Origin of the sequence: Mycobacterium shottsii, assembly GCF_010728525.1 — a bacterium.
Lineage (GTDB): Bacteria > Actinomycetota > Actinomycetes > Mycobacteriales > Mycobacteriaceae > Mycobacterium > Mycobacterium marinum.
Window position 1 is genome coordinate 2,971,191 of sequence record NZ_AP022572.1, and the last position, 16,855, is coordinate 2,988,045.

Annotated in this window: 9 protein-coding genes and 2 pseudogenes; 9 read left to right on the forward strand and 2 right to left on the reverse strand. The window is 64.0% G+C overall.

What is annotated here, in order from left to right:
• Positions 1 to 8: 8 nt before the first annotated feature.
• Both G6N41_RS13875 and G6N41_RS13880 read right to left on the reverse strand, forming a co-directional pair.
• A complete protein-coding gene (locus tag G6N41_RS13875) occupies positions 9 to 938 on the reverse strand; it encodes a sterol desaturase family protein (RefSeq protein WP_020730210.1) in 930 nt (309 codons plus the stop codon).
• 78 nt (positions 939 to 1,016) lie between these two features.
• Positions 1,017 to 1,235: a hypothetical protein gene (locus G6N41_RS13880; RefSeq protein WP_231389748.1), complete on the reverse strand. Its 219-nt coding sequence runs from the start codon at positions 1,233 to 1,235 to the stop codon at positions 1,017 to 1,019.
• Positions 1,236 to 1,551: 316 nt separating this feature from the next.
• Here G6N41_RS13880 and G6N41_RS13885 point away from each other — a divergent pair, with 316 nt between their 5' ends.
• The 9 genes and pseudogenes from G6N41_RS13885 (at position 1,552) to G6N41_RS13925 (ending at position 16,837) form a co-directional block, all read left to right on the forward strand.
• Positions 1,552 to 2,070, forward strand: coding sequence for a single-stranded DNA-binding protein (locus G6N41_RS13885; RefSeq protein ID WP_198967653.1), 519 nt, complete (start codon positions 1,552 to 1,554; stop codon positions 2,068 to 2,070).
• Positions 2,071 to 2,137: 67 nt separating this feature from the next.
• Positions 2,138 to 3,814, forward strand: a complete 1,677-nt coding sequence (ettA, locus tag G6N41_RS13890; protein WP_198967654.1) for an energy-dependent translational throttle protein EttA — start codon at positions 2,138 to 2,140, stop codon at positions 3,812 to 3,814.
• A 46-nt stretch (positions 3,815 to 3,860) separates the two neighbouring features.
• A pseudogene (locus tag G6N41_RS13895) lies at positions 3,861 to 4,734 on the forward strand (IS5 family transposase).
• Positions 4,735 to 4,854: 120 nt separating this feature from the next.
• Positions 4,855 to 9,693, forward strand: a complete 4,839-nt coding sequence (locus G6N41_RS13900; protein WP_198967655.1) for an NAD-glutamate dehydrogenase — start codon at positions 4,855 to 4,857, stop codon at positions 9,691 to 9,693.
• Positions 9,690 to 10,106: an acyl-CoA thioesterase gene (locus tag G6N41_RS13905; RefSeq protein ID WP_198967656.1), complete on the forward strand. Its 417-nt coding sequence runs from the start codon at positions 9,690 to 9,692 to the stop codon at positions 10,104 to 10,106. The genes G6N41_RS13900 and G6N41_RS13905 overlap by 4 nt, the downstream gene beginning before the upstream one ends.
• On the forward strand, positions 10,103 to 10,765 hold the full coding sequence (locus G6N41_RS13910) for a hypothetical protein (RefSeq protein ID WP_198967864.1): 663 nt from the start codon (positions 10,103 to 10,105) through the stop codon (positions 10,763 to 10,765). The genes G6N41_RS13905 and G6N41_RS13910 overlap by 4 nt, the downstream gene beginning before the upstream one ends.
• A gap of 511 nt (positions 10,766 to 11,276) precedes the next feature.
• Positions 11,277 to 13,466, forward strand: coding sequence for an Rv1355c family protein (locus G6N41_RS13915; RefSeq protein ID WP_198967865.1), 2,190 nt, complete (start codon positions 11,277 to 11,279; stop codon positions 13,464 to 13,466).
• Positions 13,463 to 15,014, forward strand: a pseudogene (locus G6N41_RS13920) (MFS transporter). Before G6N41_RS13915 ends, G6N41_RS13920 begins: the two are co-directional and overlap by 4 nt.
• Positions 15,015 to 15,097: 83 nt before the next feature.
• Entirely contained in the window at positions 15,098 to 16,837 is a 1,740-nt protein-coding gene (locus G6N41_RS13925) for a GMC oxidoreductase (protein WP_198967657.1), read from the forward strand.
• The last annotated feature ends 18 nt before the right edge of the window (positions 16,838 to 16,855 follow it).

Consider the following 16,855-nt stretch of genomic DNA (forward strand, 5'->3'; position numbering starts at 1 on the left):
CTCAACAGCTAGCCGTTGCCTGCCGCCGCCCAGTGCTGGCCATCGACGGCAACCGCGTGATCATCGCTGTCATGTGAGCGGGGCGCTGGCGTCTCGGCTACTTCGCTCCAGCCGGGCGGGCGCAGCAGGTAGCCGACCCGGCCACGCCACGTCTTTGCCCGCCCAACGTCGCTGAGCATTGCGACGAATTCGTAGTAGTTGAGTTTGATCGGGTTATGGGTAGCGATGTTCTGCTGCAACCCGTACCGAACCGGCTCGTCTTCCTCGGCGTAGCTACCGAACAGTCGGTCCCACACGATCAGAATGCCGCCGTAGTTCTTGTTGAGGTAGGGGTTGTTTGCGCCGTGGTGCACACGATGGTGAGAAGGCGTGTTGAACAGATACTCGATCGGTCTGGGCAGTCGGTTGATGCGCTCGGTGTGGATCGGGAACTGATAGAAGATCACGATTGCGTGGCAGGCGAAGATCATCCAGACGGGGAAGCCGATCAGTGCCAGCGGCACGTAGACGACGGCTGATATGAACAACCAACCGGGGACTAGCCAGGGGGTGCGCATCCCCGTGGACAGGTTGAGGTACTGACTCGAGTGATGCACATGATGCGCGGCCCAGAACACTCGAATCCGATGGGTCATGCGGTGCCTGCCGTAGTAGGCCAGGTCGGTCAGCACCAGTGCGCACGCCCAGGTCCACCACTGGGAGGTCGGCAGGTGGATCGGCGTCAGGGCACTGGCGATCAGGATTAGCGGCACTGCGGTGACGCTGCCTACCGATCGAGTCAGTCGGGCCAAGGCGTAGACCGACAGATTGGCTGCGGTATCGCGAGCGGACACGCTGGGGCGTGACCGGTTGCGCTGTTTGCCTAGCCGGTAGCTGAGGAAGTCCAGCCCCACCAGCACCATGAACCCGGTCAGAAATATCGGGACGGCGCGTTCCATTGCTCACCTAGCATCGTGAGACCCCACCCGGCCGCGTTGTTGAGCAAGGCCGTGGTCCCTGAGCGGTCAGAAGCCGATTCAGAGACCGATGTGTGTGGGTGCCACAAACGTCGGGGCCGGGACGTGTACCAGCTGACCTGAGCATCCTTCGGTCATGCCGTCGTCGCCCGGGGCCGGTGTTCCTTTCAGATCCGATGAGCAGCCCACCGCCAGCAGCGCATAAGCGGCCGCCACCAGCGTGCCGACCACCCAGGCCACCCGTACGCCCATCTTCTGGCCCTTCAACTTTGCGTTCACCGTGGCATCCTCCATTTGCTGTCCGGTCGCCGTGGCTGGCAAATGCGACGACCTTTGGATGCTATCGCCGTTGACCTGCTGAGACGGGTGGTTTTCAGATTCTGGTGACAGTTGGTTTCAGGTCTGCGGCCGTGGCCCCACGCTCGGGACTTCGATCCACAGTCACGTCTTTGCCCACAGGCGGGTTGGACGGACCGCGCCCGCCTCGGGCGGCTGTCGGTGCGGTGCAGGTGAATAACAGCCAGCACCGCGCGGATCCACCCGCGGGCGGCACGAAACAGCCAACGACAGCAACCCAGCGAAGGGAATAGCGCAGATGTTTGAAACGCCTCTTACCGTGGTCGGTCACATCGTCAATGACCCGCAGCGCCGGAAGGTCGGCGATCAGGAGTTCATCAAGTTCCGGGTCGCCAGCAATTCGCGCCGGCGGACCGCAGACGGCGGCTGGGAGCCGGGCAACTCGCTGTTCATCACCGTGAACTGCTGGGGCAGGCTGGTTACCGCGGTGGGGGCGGCGTTGGGCAAAGGTGCACCGGTGATTGTCGTGGGCCACGTCTACACCAGCGAGTACGAGGACCGCGATGGCAACCGCCGCTCCTCGCTCGAGCTGCGGGTAACCTCCGTCGGTCCAGATCTCTCGCGCGTCATTGTGCGTATCGAGAAGCCCGGGTACACGGGTCCGAGCCCGGAAAAGGCAGCGGCGGCCGCAGCCACAACGCGGTGCGAGGACGTCGCCGACAACGACGACCACAGCGCCCGCGACGTTGCTGACACTGAGGACGTTGCGGCGGGTGCGGACGCCGCCGATCGCAGTGCACTACCACTGTCGGCTTAGCGCTGCGCGGTGGTGCCTAGGATGGTCGGCGGGGTAACTCCAAAGACTAGAAAGGCAATACCGCGGCATGGCTGAGTTCATCTACACGATGAAGAAGGTCCGCAAGGCGCACGGCGACAAGGTGATCCTCGACGACGTCACGTTGAGCTTCTACCCGGGCGCCAAGATCGGTGTGGTCGGCCCTAACGGGGCCGGGAAATCGAGCGTCTTGCGGATCATGGCCGGATTGGACAAGCCGAACAACGGCGACGCGTTCTTGGCTACCGGGGCCACGGTCGGCATCCTCTTGCAGGAGCCGCCGTTGAACGAGGAAAAGACGGTTCGGGGCAACGTCGAAGAGGGTCTGGGCGACATCAAGGTCAAGCTCGACCGATTCAACGAAGTCGCCGAGTTGATGGCTACCGACTACAGCGACGAGCTGATGGAAGAAATGGGCCGGCTGCAGGAGGATTTGGACCACGCCGACGCGTGGGACATCGACTCGCAGCTGGAGCAGGCCATGGACGCGCTGCGCTGCCCGCCGCCCGAGGAGCCGGTGACCAACCTGTCCGGTGGTGAACGCCGGCGGGTTGCGCTGTGCAAGCTGCTGCTGTCGAAACCGGACCTGCTGCTGCTCGACGAGCCGACCAACCACCTCGACGCGGTAAGCGTGCAGTGGCTCGAACAGCACCTTGCCAGCTATGCCGGTGCGGTACTGGCGGTCACCCACGACCGCTACTTCCTCGACAATGTCGCCGAATGGATCCTGGAATTGGATCGCGGCCGGGCCTACCCGTACGAAGGTAACTACTCGACCTATCTCGAGAAGAAGGCCGATCGGCTGGCGGTGCAGGGCCGAAAGGACGCGAAGCTGCAAAAGCGGCTGCAGGAAGAGCTGGCCTGGGTTCGGTCGGGGGCAAAGGCGCGCCAAGCCAAGAGCAAGGCGCGTTTGCAGCGCTACGAGGAGATGGTCGCCGAGGCGGAGAAGACTCGCAAGCTTGACTTCGAGGAGATCCAGATACCGGTCGGACCCCGGTTGGGCTCCGTGGTGGTCGAGGTCGAACACCTCGACAAGGGCTTCGGCGGGCGCACCCTGATCAAGGATCTGTCCTTCACCTTGCCCCGCAACGGCATCGTCGGCGTTATTGGACCCAACGGAGTGGGCAAGACCACCCTGTTCAAAACCATTGTGGGGCTTGAGGAGCCGGACAGCGGCACGGTCAAGGTCGGCGAAACGGTCAAGTTGAGCTACGTCGATCAGACTCGCGCCGGCATTGATCCGAAGAAGACCGTGTGGGAAGTCGTCTCGGACGGGCTCGACTACATCGAAGTGGGCCAATCTGAGGTGCCCTCGCGCGCCTACGTGTCGGCCTTTGGGTTCAAGGGACCAGACCAGCAGAAGCCCGCGGGTGTGTTGTCGGGCGGCGAGCGCAACAGGCTCAACCTTGCGCTGACGCTCAAGCAGGGCGGCAACTTGATCCTGCTGGACGAACCGACCAACGACCTGGATGTCGAGACACTGAGTTCGCTGGAGAATACGCTGGTCAACTTCCCGGGCTGTGCCGTGGTGATCTCGCACGACCGCTGGTTCCTCGACCGCACGTGCACGCACATCCTGGCGTGGGAAGGCGACGCCGACAGCGAGGCCAAGTGGTTCTGGTTCGAGGGGAACTTCGGAGCCTACGAAGAAAATAAGGTGGAGCGGCTTGGCGTCGAGGCTGCGCGGCCGCACCGGGTTACTCATAGAAGGTTGACGCGCGACTAGGGCGTGTCTGCTTAATGTGAATGGTGTTTTGGCTGATGCTGTTTGGGTGATGCGGACGCATGCGATTTCTGATGATTTGTGGTCGCTGATCGTGGCGGTGTTGCCTGCGGGGCGGCGGCGTGGCCGGCCGTGGAACGATCATCGACGTACTCTGGAGGGCATTATCTGGCGTTACCGTACGTGATCTCCGTGGTGTGACCTGCCCGAGCACTTCGGTCCCTGGCAATCGGTGGCCGAGAGGCATCTACGCTGGTCGGTCGATGGCATCTACGCGCGGATCTTCGCGGCGATCGCCTCTGACCTCGACGCCGAGGACGCCGACCTGGGCGCACTGTTGTCGGTCGATTCGACCAGTGTGCGCGCCCACCAACACGCAGCCGGAGCGCGCTCCGGGCGCCGCACAGGGGGATCTGTCGAATTACAAGAAATATCTCGATGAGCCCGATGACCACGCCATTGGGCGTTCCCGCGGCGGGCTGACTACCAAGATCCACGCCTTGACCGACCAGCTGTGCAGTCCGGTCACCCTGGCACTGTCGGCCGGTCAAGCCGGTGATAATCCGATGCTTTGGCCATTGCTGGCCGCCCGGTGCAGCAACTCATACGCCCCGTTTCACCTGCTGGCGGACAAGGCGTACTCCTATGACTCGACGCGGGCACAGCTGCGCCGGCTCAAGATCGCCCATACCATCCCCGAGCGCAGCGACCAGATCACCCGCCGCAAAGCTAAAGGCCGCAACAGAGGACGGCCTCCGGGGTTCTCAGGCCGAATCTACAAGCACCGCAACACCGTCGAGCGAAGCTTCAACGGGCTCAAACACTGGCGCGCGGTCGCCACCTGCTACGACAAATACGCCCTGACCTACCTCGGCGGTGTCACCCTGGCCGCCATCATCACCTACCACCGCGTCCGCAATTAGCAGACAGGACCTAGTGTCAGCTCTGCGAAGGCCCCGCGACGATGCGGCCCCTATGGCCGGTCAGGAGTGGGGCCGATCAAGTAGCGCGCTGGTTTCAGTCGTGAGTTTGGAGCAGTCGGCATGACGATCGATCCCGGGGCCAAGCAGGATGTCGGGGCGTGGACGGAGTTCACCCAACCCGCCGACATTCCTGACTGGATCTCGCAGGCCTACCTGGACAGCTACCAGCGTCGGGGGGAGGAGGATTCGCAGGCTTCACAACGAGCCGCCGAAGCCGCTGCCTCCGTGGTGACGCCGGCGATGCTGAGTGCGCACTATCGGCTCGGGCAGCACCGCCCCATCGGTGAGAGTCGCGTCGCCGTGTATCCGGCGGACGACCCGGTCGGGTTCGGGCCGGCGCTGCAAGTGGTCACCGAGCACGGCAGCATGCTGATGGATTCCGTGACGGTGCTCCTGCACCGGCTTGGCGTTGGCTACACCACCATCATGACCCCGGTGTTCGAGGTGCACCGCGGCCCCACCGGTGAGCTGCAGCGCGTCGAGCCGAAGTCCCTGGACGCCTCGCCCTACGTTGGTGAGGCTTGGATACACGTCCAACTCTCGCCGACGGTCGAGGCCAAAGCCCTCGCCGAAGTCGAACAGTTGCTGCGCAAGGTCTTGGCTGATGTTCAGCGTGTCGCCAAGGATGCGCCGGCAATGATTGCCACCCTCAGCGAATTGGCGGTCGCAGTCGACAGCGATCGCGAAGGCCACTATGCGGCCCCGGACCACCAAGAGGTGGCGGCGTTGCTGCGGTGGCTGGGGAATGGAAACTTCCTCTTGCTCGGCTATCAGCCCTGCGAGGTGGACGACGGGATGGTCCTGGGCGACGGCTCGAGTGGCCTAGGCGTGCTGCGTGCGCGGACCGGCACGCGGCCCCGGCTTACCGACGAAACCAAGTTGCTGGTCCTGGCGCAGGCGCGGGTCGGCAGTTACCTGCGTTACGGCGCGTACCCGTACGCGATCGCGATACGCGAGAGCCTCGGCGACGGCAATATCGTCGAGCATCGCTTCGTCGGTCTGTTCACAGTGGCGGCCATGAACGCCGACGTTTTGGAGATCCCGGCAATCTCGCATCGGGTCCGTGACGCGCTGGAGTTAGCCGGCAACGACCCGAGCCACCCGGGCCAGCTTCTGCTGGACGTCATCCAGACCGTCCCTCGTCCCGAGCTGTTTACCCTGAGGTCCGAACAGTTGCTGGCGATGGCCAAAGCGGTGGTGGATCTGGGCTCCCAGCGGCGAGCGCTGCTGTTCCTACGGGTCGATCGGCTGCAGTTCTTTGTCTCGTGTTTGGTCTACTTGCCGCGCGATCGCTACACGACGGCCGTGCGGCTGCAGATCGAGGACATCCTGGTCCGCGAGTTCGGCGGCACCCGGCTGGAGTTCACCGCCCGAGTCAGTGAATCCCCCTGGGCGCTCATGCATTTCATGGTTCGGTTGCCCGAAGACGTGGCGACGGGTTCGATCGATGTTTCAGAGGCCAACCGAAGCCGGATTCAGGCGCTGTTGAGCGAGGCCGCGCGCACCTGGGCTGACCGCCTGATCGGCGCTGCCTCCGATGCTTCGGTGCGGCACGCCGACGCCGAGCATTACGCGGCCGCCTTTCCGGAGGCCTACAAGCAGGCGGTCGCCCCGGCCGACGCCATCGACCACATCGCGATCATCACCGAGCTAGCTGATGACTCGGTCAAATTGGTCTTCTCCGATCGCACCGAGGACGGTGTCGCCCAGCTCACCTGGTTCCTGGGGGGATGCACTGCCTCGCTAAGTCGGCTATTGCCGATGTTGCAGAGCATGGGTGTGGTGGTGCTCGAGGAGCGGCCGTTCACGGTCACCCGCCCGGACGGGTTGCCGGTCTGGATCTATCAGTTCAAGATCTCACCGCATCCCACCATCTCGAAGGCGACGGTTCCGGCCGAGCGGGCCGCGGCGGCACAGCGATTCGCCGATGCGGTCACCGCGATCTGGCAGGGCAGGATCGAGATCGACCGGTTCAACGAGTTGGTCATGCGGGCGGGGCTGACATGGCAGCAGGTGGTCCTGCTGCGCGCCTATTCGAGGTACCTGCGGCAAGCGGGCTTTCCCTACAGCCAGTCCTACATCGAATCAGTTCTCAACGAGCACCCCTCCACCGCGCGGTCACTGGTCCTATTGTTCGAGGCCCTGTTCGACCCGCGGCCGGCGGGTTCACCGGTAAGTTCTGACGCGCAAGCCGCTGCCGCTGCCGTTGCCGCTGACATCGACGCACTGGTGAGTCTGGATACCGACCGGATTCTGCGGGCGTTCGCGTCGCTGGTTCAGGCCACCTTACGGACCAATTACTTTGTCTCACGCGAAGGTTCGGCCCGCAGCCGCGATGTCTTGTCAGTCAAGCTGGATGCCCAGCTGATCGACGAGCTCCCGCTGCCGCGGCCCAAGTACGAGATCTTCGTTTATTCACCCCGGGTCGAAGGCGTGCATTTGAGGTTCGGCCCGGTAGCGCGAGGCGGGCTGCGTTGGTCGGACCGCCGCGACGATTTCCGCACCGAGATCCTCGGTCTGGTCAAGGCGCAGGCGGTGAAGAACGCCGTCATCGTGCCGGTCGGAGCCAAAGGCGGATTCGTCGTCAAACGGCCGCCGCTGAGCACCGGCGACGCGGCCGCCGACCGCGAGGCCACTCGCGCCGAAGGTGTTGCCTGCTATCAGCTGTTCATCTCCGGGCTGCTTGACGTCACGGACAACGTCGACCACACGACCGGAGTGGTCAGCCCGCCGCCGGAGGTGCTGCGGCGCGACGGTGACGACGCCTATCTGGTGGTGGCCGCGGACAAGGGCACCGCCACGTTCTCCGACATCGCCAACGAGGTCGCCAACTCCTACGGATTCTGGTTGGGTGACGCGTTCGCCTCCGGTGGGTCGGTGGGCTATGACCACAAGGCCATGGGGATCACCGCCAAGGGCGCCTGGGAAGCCGTCAAGCGGCATTTCCGAGAGATGGGGATCGACACCCAGACCGAGGACTTCACCGTCGTGGGCGTCGGCGACATGAGCGGCGACGTCTTTGGCAATGGGATGCTGTTGAGCAAGCACATCAGGCTGATCGCTGCCTTCGATCACCGCCACGTCTTCCTCGACCCGAATCCGGATGCCGCTGCCTCGTGGCAGGAACGGCAGCGAATGTTCGATCTGCCCCGATCCAGCTGGGATGACTACAACAAGTCATTGATCAGCGAAGGCGGGGGGGTATACAGCCGCGAGCAGAAGTCCATCCCGGTCAGTGACCAGGTTCGCAATGCCCTTGGCATTGGTGGTGACGTCACCGAGATGACCCCGCCCAACTTGATCCGGGCGATTTTGCAGGCCCCGGTGGATCTGCTGTTCAACGGCGGCATCGGGACCTATATCAAGGCCGAGTCGGAGTCGGATGCCGATGTCGGTGACCGCGCCAACAATCCCGTGCGGGTCAGCGCGAACCAGGTGCGCGCCAAGGTCATTGGCGAAGGCGGCAACCTTGGGGTCACGGCATTGGGTCGCGTCGAATTCGATCTGTCCGGCGGGCGGATCAACACCGACGCGCTGGACAACTCCGCCGGTGTGGATTGCTCCGACCACGAAGTAAACATCAAGATTCTGATCGACTCGCTGGTCAGCGCGGGCAAGTTAAGAGCAGACGAACGCAAACAACTGCTCGAGTCGATGACCGACGAGGTGGCACAGCTGGTGCTCACCGATAATTCTGATCAGAACGACTTGATGGGTACCAGCCGCGCCAACCCGGTCAGCCTGCTGCCGGTGCACGCCGACCAGATCAGGTACTTGGTGGCCGAGCGCGGAATCAGCCGGGAATTGGAGGCGCTGCCCTCCGAAAAGGAGATCGCGCGACGTTCGGAGACGGGCATCGGGCTCACCTCGCCCGAGTTGGCAACCCTGATGGCGCACGTCAAGCTGGCGCTCAAAGAGAAGATGCTGACAACCGAGCTGCCCGATCAGGACGTGTTCGCCTCGAGGTTGCCCTCCTATTTCCCGAAACCCCTGCGCGAGAGGTTCGCTCCCGAGATCCGCTCGCACCAGCTACGTCGCGAGATCGTCACCACCATGGTGATCAACGACCTGGTGGACACCGCCGGCATCACCTACGCCTTTCGGATCACCGAAGACGTCGGTGTCTCACCGATCGACGCGGTGCGTACCTACATGGCCACCGATGCCATCTTCGGCGTGAGTCACATCTGGCGCCGTATCCGTGCGGCGGAGCTACCGGTGGCGCTGTCCGACCGGTTGACGCTGGATACCCGCCGGCTCATCGACCGTGCCAGTCGCTGGCTGCTCAACTACCGCCCTCAGCCGCTCGCCGTTGGCGCCGAGATCAACCGGTTCGCCGCGCAGGTCAAAGCGTTGACCCCGCGGATGTCGGAGTGGTTGCGCGGCGACGATAAGGCCATCGTCGACAAAACCTCCGAGGAATACATCGCCCAGGGCGCACCTGAGGACCTGGCGTACCGCGTTGTGGTCGGCCTGTATCGCTACAGCCTGCTCGACATCATCGATATCGCCGACATCGCCGATGTCGACGCAGCCGAAGTCGCCGACACCTACTTTGCCCTGGTGGATCGGCTGGGTGCGGACGGTTTGCTCACCGCCGTCTCCGAGCTGCCGCGAAAGGACCGCTGGCATTCATTGGCCCGCTTGGCGATTCGCGACGACATCTACGGTGCGCTGCGGTCGTTGTGCTTCGACGTGATCGCCGTGGGCGAGCCCGATGAGAGCAGTGAGCAGAAGATCCTGGAGTGGGAGCAGCTCAGCGCCTCCCGGGTGGACCGGGCACGCCGGACACTCAACGAGATTCGGGATAGCGGACAAAAGGATCTCGCGACGTTGTCGGTGGCCGCCCGCCAGGTCCGCCGAATGACCCGCACCAGCGGACGAGGGATCTCGGGATGACCGTCGGGTACGTCGCTGCGGTGCCGGTGCGTTGGTCGGACATTGACATGTACCAGCACGTCAACCACGCCACCATGGTCACCCTCCTCGAAGAGGCTCGGGTCCCATTCCTCCTGGAGCCGTTCGGCGCCGATATCACCACCATCGGCCTGCTGATCGCCGATGTCCGGGTCACCTACAAGGATCAGCTGCGGCTTGCGGATTCGCCTTTGCAGGTGACGATGTGGACGAAGCGGCTTCGGGCGGTCGACTTCACGCTGGGCTACCAAGTCCGCTCGATCGGCGCGGCCCCGGAGTCCAAGCCGGCCGTCATCGCGGAATCGCAGCTCGCTGCGGTGCACATCGAAGAGCAGCGGCTGGTGCGGTTGTCGGCACAGCATCGGGAGTACCTGCAGCGGTGGCTGCGGGAATGATGGGGACAGACGAGCGCGGGCTGTGGTTGACGGACCCAGCTCATCGTTCGGATCTGTCCACATTCGTCGAGCGTGCGATCCGGCTTGACCCGGCCGCGATCATCCGACTGCGGGCACGATCCGCCGGATTGCTGACGGCTTGGGTGGCAACCAGTTTCGATGTGCTGGCCAGCCGGGTGGTGGTCGGTGAAGTGCGCCCCAATGACTTAACGGTGGGCGCCGACGCGCTGGCCCGCGGACTTGCTGCGACGGACAGTTCCGGCCACCTGGATCCGGGCTACCCGATGGACTCGGCGTGGCGGGGCGCGCTGCCGCCGGAGTCCGGATTCGTCCACCTCGAAGACCTGCCGGCGCGCGTTGTGCTGGACCTGGTGCAGAGTGGTGCACGACTTGTCAAGGAACACAGCAGCTCTCACGGTCCACCGGTCTCACTGATGGACCAAGAGGTCATCCGGGTCAGCTCGGATGATGCCGCCGTCAGCCTGCCGATGCGCTGCGTATTCGCCTTGACGGCAATGGGTTTCCTGCCGCAGTCGGCAGAAGCGATTGATGCCGATGAGATGGTTCGGGTGCGGGCAATGCCGACGTGGTTGCGGCTGGATGCGCGATTCGGATCGGTGTACCGGCGCCGCGGGCATCCGCCTTTGATGTTGAGGTGATAGTCGGGCTCGCGGCTTGCCCGGAAGCGGTCGGTGACCGGCAAAGTGGATTTCCCCACCGGGTGGATAATGCCATTTGTCTTTTTATTACCGACCCATAACGATTGTCTTAATTCCTGATAGCCCAGTTGTGGGGTTTCGAGTGGTAACTCTACGATTCTTGCGGTCCGCGTGTGGCCAGCGTCGGCTAGCGTGAGTATTTGACGGTCGCAATGGTCGTTCCGCTGTGTTGAACGGTGCGCAATCGGCTGGATAGTGGCGAAGTCGAGCTGGGTCTTGATATTGCGGATACCGTTGATGGACAAGTGCTTTAATTCTGGTACGGATGGTTGGACCGGCTGGCCGATCGGCTGGGGGCAGCGCTGAGCCGCGCAAATTCGGCGAGCCTAATTTTGTTTTTCGGCGGTCCTGTAGTGGCAATTAAATAGGATCCTGTTGGCCGGGATCGAAGACGGCTATTGCGTCCTCGAAATCCTTGCGAAGCGCTTCGGTGGGTGAAAGTATCGCTGGCATGTGGGCGAGCGGCGATGGGGACGATGCTGGGGCGCAGATTCTTAATCCGGACGATTCCGAGGATTCTCATCGGTTGGAATTCCTGCGCGCAGATCCATCGATTAATTTCTTGGACCGCACTGACGGGCAGGCGGAAATTGTTCGTGGAATCCGCCCCGGCCGTAACGCCGACCTCATTGCCGAACGGCACCGGTGGGTTCACTACCCGTGGCGACGAACGGTCGTCGGTGTGTTGGGGCCACACGCGTTTCGCGCTGTCCGGCTAGACCGAAACCGGCATCTGATCACCGAGGAGGAACAAGATCAGCTCGCCGAGCTACGTATCGGGGTAGTCGGGTTGAGCGTCGGACACACCCTCGCGTACACCCTCGCGGCCGAAGGGCTCTGCGGTGAGCTGCGGCTCGCCGACTTTGATCACCTGGAGCTGTCCAATCTCAATCGGGTCCCTTTGTCGGTGCTCGACCTCGGCGTGAATAAAGCGACCGCTGCCGCGCGCCGGATAGCTGAGTTGGATCCCTACCTGAAGGTGTCCGTCGTCACGGCCGGCATCACCGCAGATAACATCGACGCTTTTCTTGACGGGCTGCACATCGTGGTCGAGGAATGCGACTCGCTGGACACGAAAGTCATGGTCCGTGAGGCCGCGCGCGCACGGCGGATACCGGTCATCATGGCCACTGATTACCGCGGTCTGTTGGATGTCGAGCGATATGACCTGGAACCGACGCGGCCGATCCTGCACGGCCTGCTCGGCGACATCGACGCCGCAGCCCTGAGCGGCTTGTCGTACTGGGACAAGATTCCACACCTTTATCGCATTACCTCTCCCGAGAAGGTGACGGTGCGAGAGGCCGCGGCGTTCATCGAAGTTGGTTCGACGCTGTCCGGCTGGCCGCAGCTGGCCAGCGAGGTCCAACTCGGGGCGGCCAGCGTTGCTGAGGCCGTTCGTAAAATTGGCTTACAACAGCCGCTTTCATCGGGCCGCATCCGTATGGACGTCGAAGAGATGCTCAACCGTATCGACGATCCCGCCGCGCACGCCACCGACCGGCAGACGGCCGGGCAGGCTTGCACCGCACAGTCTGATGCCGACGCTGACCCACTGGCCGAAGCCGCGCAGCTGGGCGACGTCGTTGACGTGGTCGCCGCGGCCGCCAATCGTGCACCGTCGGTCGGCAACTCCCAACCGTGGCACATCCGAGCCGATCGGGATTGTGTCGTCATCGAGCTCGCGCCCGAGCACACGTCTTTGGTGGACATCGGTTTGCGCTGCAGCGCGGTAGGAATCGGCGCGGCGGTGTACAACGCGCGGGTTGCGGCCGCTGCCCATGGCGTTCTCGGGCGGGTCGAGATCGGTGCGATCAGCGAACGGTCTCCGTTGACCGCGACGGTAAGACTGGGCAGCGGCGATGACCCGGATCTGGCGCGACTTTACGAACCGATGCTGGCGCGCCAGACGAATCGGCACTATGGGACGCCCACTCCGATCTCCGATGAGACGGTGGAGATGCTGGAACTTGTGGCTCGCGGCGAGGGTGCGCGGCTGCAGGTCTTGCGCAGTCGTGACGACATCGACAGGGCGGCAAGGATTATCGGAGCCAGTGACCGCATCCGGTATCTCACTCCGGAGCTGCATGCCGAACTGGTCGCTGAGCTGCACTGGCCAACTGACCCGGCCGCGAACAGCGGCATCGACGTTCGCAGTCTGGAGCTGGATGCGTTCAGGTTGATGATGCTCGAGCAGATTTGCCGCCCTGAGGTCACGGCCCAACTCGCGCGGTGGGATGGGGGAGTGGCCTTGGGGTTCGACGGCTTCGCCCGGCTCTCTGCGAGTTCGGCGCTGGCCCTGGTGTACGTGCAAGGCCGGTCGTTGGCCGACTACGCACGTGGCGGATCGGCCTCTCAAGCCGTGTGGATCCGCGCACAGCAGGAGGGGCTGGCGGTAGGACCGACAACGCCGCTGTTTCTCTACGCTCACAACGATCAAGAGCTGCATGGCCTGTCTTCGAGCTACGGTGCCCAGCTACAGCGACTGCAGCTGGAGTTCGCCGAACTGGCCGACGCCGCCACGGGTGAGTCGCCGGCCATCTTGTTGCGGTTCTGCACCGCACCGAGCCCGTCAGTTCGCAGCCGCCGCCGGCCGTTAGCAGAGTGGCGCAAGGGGGTTCGGAGCGGCGCGGACGCATGATCGGGGCCAGCCTCGTCGCCGGACGCGCGAAGGCGGACAGCTCGGGGCACCCGTCGGGCGCGATCATTGAACCCGTGGCCCGCGCTGTGGGCGATGTTGGTCGGCTACTTCATGATTGTCCTGGACTCCACGGTGGTGATGCTCGCCAACCCGAGCATCATGGCCGACCAGCACACCAGTTACTACCTGGTGATTTGGGTGACGAGTGCCTACCTACTGACCTACGCGGCGCCGTTGCTGGTGGCCGGGCGCCTTGGTGATCGATTCGGTCCCAAGAACATCTATGTCATCGGCCTCGCGGTGTTCACGGCGGCATCGTTGTGGTGTGGGTTGTCTGGCAACATCGGGATGCTGATCACTGCCCGTGCGGTGCAGGGCCTGGGCGCCTCGCTGCTATTTCCGCAGACGTTGTCGATCATCACCCGGATATTCGAGCCGCGGCGCCGTGGTGTGGTGTTGGCCATCTGGACAGCCACCGGAGGCGTCGCAACTCTGGTGGGACCGTTGGCCGGTGGTGTGTTGGTCCAGGCGCTGGGCTGGCAGTGGATCTTTTTCCTCAATGTCCCTATCGGCCTCGCCGGGCTGGTGCTGGCAGCCCTGCTGCTCCCGGTCTTACCGGTGCACCGCTCGCAGCTCGATCTGCTTGGGGCCGCACTGTCGGCGCTGGGTGTTTTTCTCGTGGTGTTCGCGCTGCAAGAGGGTCAGCACGCGGGGTGGGCGCCGTGGACCTCGATGATGCTGATCGGCGGCGTCGGGGTCATCGCGGTGTTCGTCTATTGGCAGTCGGTCAATCGCGGTGACCCGCTGGTCCCGTTGACGATCTTCAGCGACCGCAACTTCAGCCTGTCCAGCATCGGGGTGGCGGCCGTCGCGTTTGCGACGACAGCGATGATGGTGCCGGCGATGTTCTTCGTGCAGTCGGCCGTGGGGTTGTCGCCGATCCGCTCGGCGGCATTGATTGCCCCGATGGTGGTCATGAGTGGGGTGGTGTCGCCCATGGTTGGCAAGATCGTCGAGAGATATCACCCGAAGCTGGTGGTTAGTTCGGCGTTCACGATGCTGGCGGTCGCGCTCACCTGGCTATCGATCGAGATGTCTTTGAGCGAGATGTCTTTGAGCACGCCGATCTGGCGGCTGGTGCTGCCCATCACGGCGCTCGGCGTGGCCATTCCCTTTGTGTGGGCGCCGCTGGCCGCCATTGGCTCGCGAGACTTGCCGGCACAGTTGGCGGGTACGGGCGCCGGCGTGTACACAGCGGCTCGGCAGCTGGGGGCCGTGCTTGGCGCCTCAGGCATGGCGGCGTTCATGACAGCGCGGATCGCCGCCGAGATGCCGCCGTCGCCAGGGAACTCGCCGTCGCTGCGCGGCAGCGACGGCACAGCGGTGCAACTTCCCGGGGTGCTGCGTGAGCCCTTCTCGGTCGCGATGTCGCAGTCGATACTGCTGCCCGCGTGCGTGGCATTGTGCGGCGTGGCCGCCGGGTTGTTCATGCTGGGCTTCTCGGGATCGACCGATACTGGCCACGAAGCAGCGGACCAACCGGGTTGAGCGGACCACCGGTTCCCGATCCGGTCGGCGGCCGCAGCGGAGGACCCGTTTTGATGGGGAGAAATTGACGCTAGGTTTTTATCATGGCCGACACCGCTGCAGTTCTGGCTTGCAACACCGATGCGTTGCGTAGCGAGTACGACGTTGTGATCCTCGGCTCCGGCTATGGAGGCGCGATCACCGCGGCGCGGCTGGCAACCGCCAACGCGGCAGCGGGCGGCAAACTCGACATCGCGGTGCTGGAACGGGGCGCCGAGCACCCCACCGGAACCTTCCCCGAAACCGAGAAGGCCGCGCTTGGCGAACTTCGCTCGCGCTCGAATCCCTTGGGCCTTATCGAGATCGAACGCTTCAAGACCATCGACGTGATCCATGCCAGTGGACTTGGCGGCACCTCGTTGATCAACTTCAACGTGGCGATCGTCCCCGATCGGGAAGTGTTCCTGGCGTCGTGGCCGCGGGAGTTCCGCGCGTTGGTCGAACAGCAGCGTGAGGGTGTTGGCGGCCTGGACGAATACTTCGGCCGAGCCCGCCGCATGCTCGGCGCCGTGCCCTATGCGGAGAACGTGCCGCTGCGTCGCGTCGAAGCGTTCACCCAGATCGCCAAGAACGCGGGTGCCCAGCTGCAGATCCTGGACATCACGGTCAGCGCCGAAGACCGCGTGACCAGATACGGCGTACAGCGGCGATGCTGCCCCAACCACGGTGGCGATGGCACCGGTGACAACACCGGTTCGAAGAACACCCTGATGACCGACTATCTGCCGATGGCCGCACACCGTGGCGCCCAGATGTTTTGCGGCATCGAAGCGGAGCGCATCGAAGCCGCCGACGACGGCCGCTGGCGGGTGATCGCTGGGTGCACCGGGCGCAAAGGTCAAGGCTCGCGCAAGGGCCAAGACGGCGATGTCGTCATCACCGCCCGTCATGTCGTGGTCTGTGCCGGCACGCTGGGCAGCAACGGAATCCTGATGCGCTCGAGAGATGCCGGACTGAAACTGTCTGGGCGGCTGGGTAAGAACTTCAGCGGCAACGGCGATAACTTCGCGATCGCCTACAACACGGACATGCGCACCGATACCCAAACCTGGGCGACCACCGATGGGCCGCCGCGATCCGAGCTGGCTTGCGGGCCGAGCATCACCGCGGTGATGCGTTTCGGCGCCAACCAATCCGACGTGCGTAAGCGGTTCACCGTGGAGGACTTGTCGCTGCCCCGCGCGCTCGTCGACAGCTTCCGCTTGGGGCTGATGGGGCTGGCCGCGGCCAGCTATCGCGACCTGCGGCCGACCAAACTTGACCGCTGGCGTCGTGACGTCACCTTCAACACCGACGGCGCGATGAACCACTCGCTCGGATTCTTGATCATGGTGCACGACAACTCCGACGGCGAACTGGTGCTACGCAAGAACGGCACCGTCAAGGTCGACTGGCCGGGGGCCCCGACCGAAGCGGTCTACCGCGACGTCGACGCGATCATGAAACCCGCTGTCGAGGCGATTGGCGGGACGTACATCAAGAATCCGCGATGGGACAAGCGTTTCCTCGGCAAGCACCTGATCACCGCCCATCCGATGGGTGGGTGTGCCACCGCCGACAACGTCGACGCCGGCGTAGTCGACCACGCCGGGCGCGTGTATCACCCCGATGGCGGCACCTACGACGGGCTCTACGTGTGTGACGCGTCGGTCATCCCGCGAGCCATCGGGGTGAACCCGTTTCTGACCATCTCGATGTTCGCCGAACGCACCGCCGAACTGATGCGTCGCGAACTTGGCCTGCCCGGCTATGACCCCGTTACCGAACTCGACGACCGCGTCTGAGCCGTCCGTCTGGGTGGC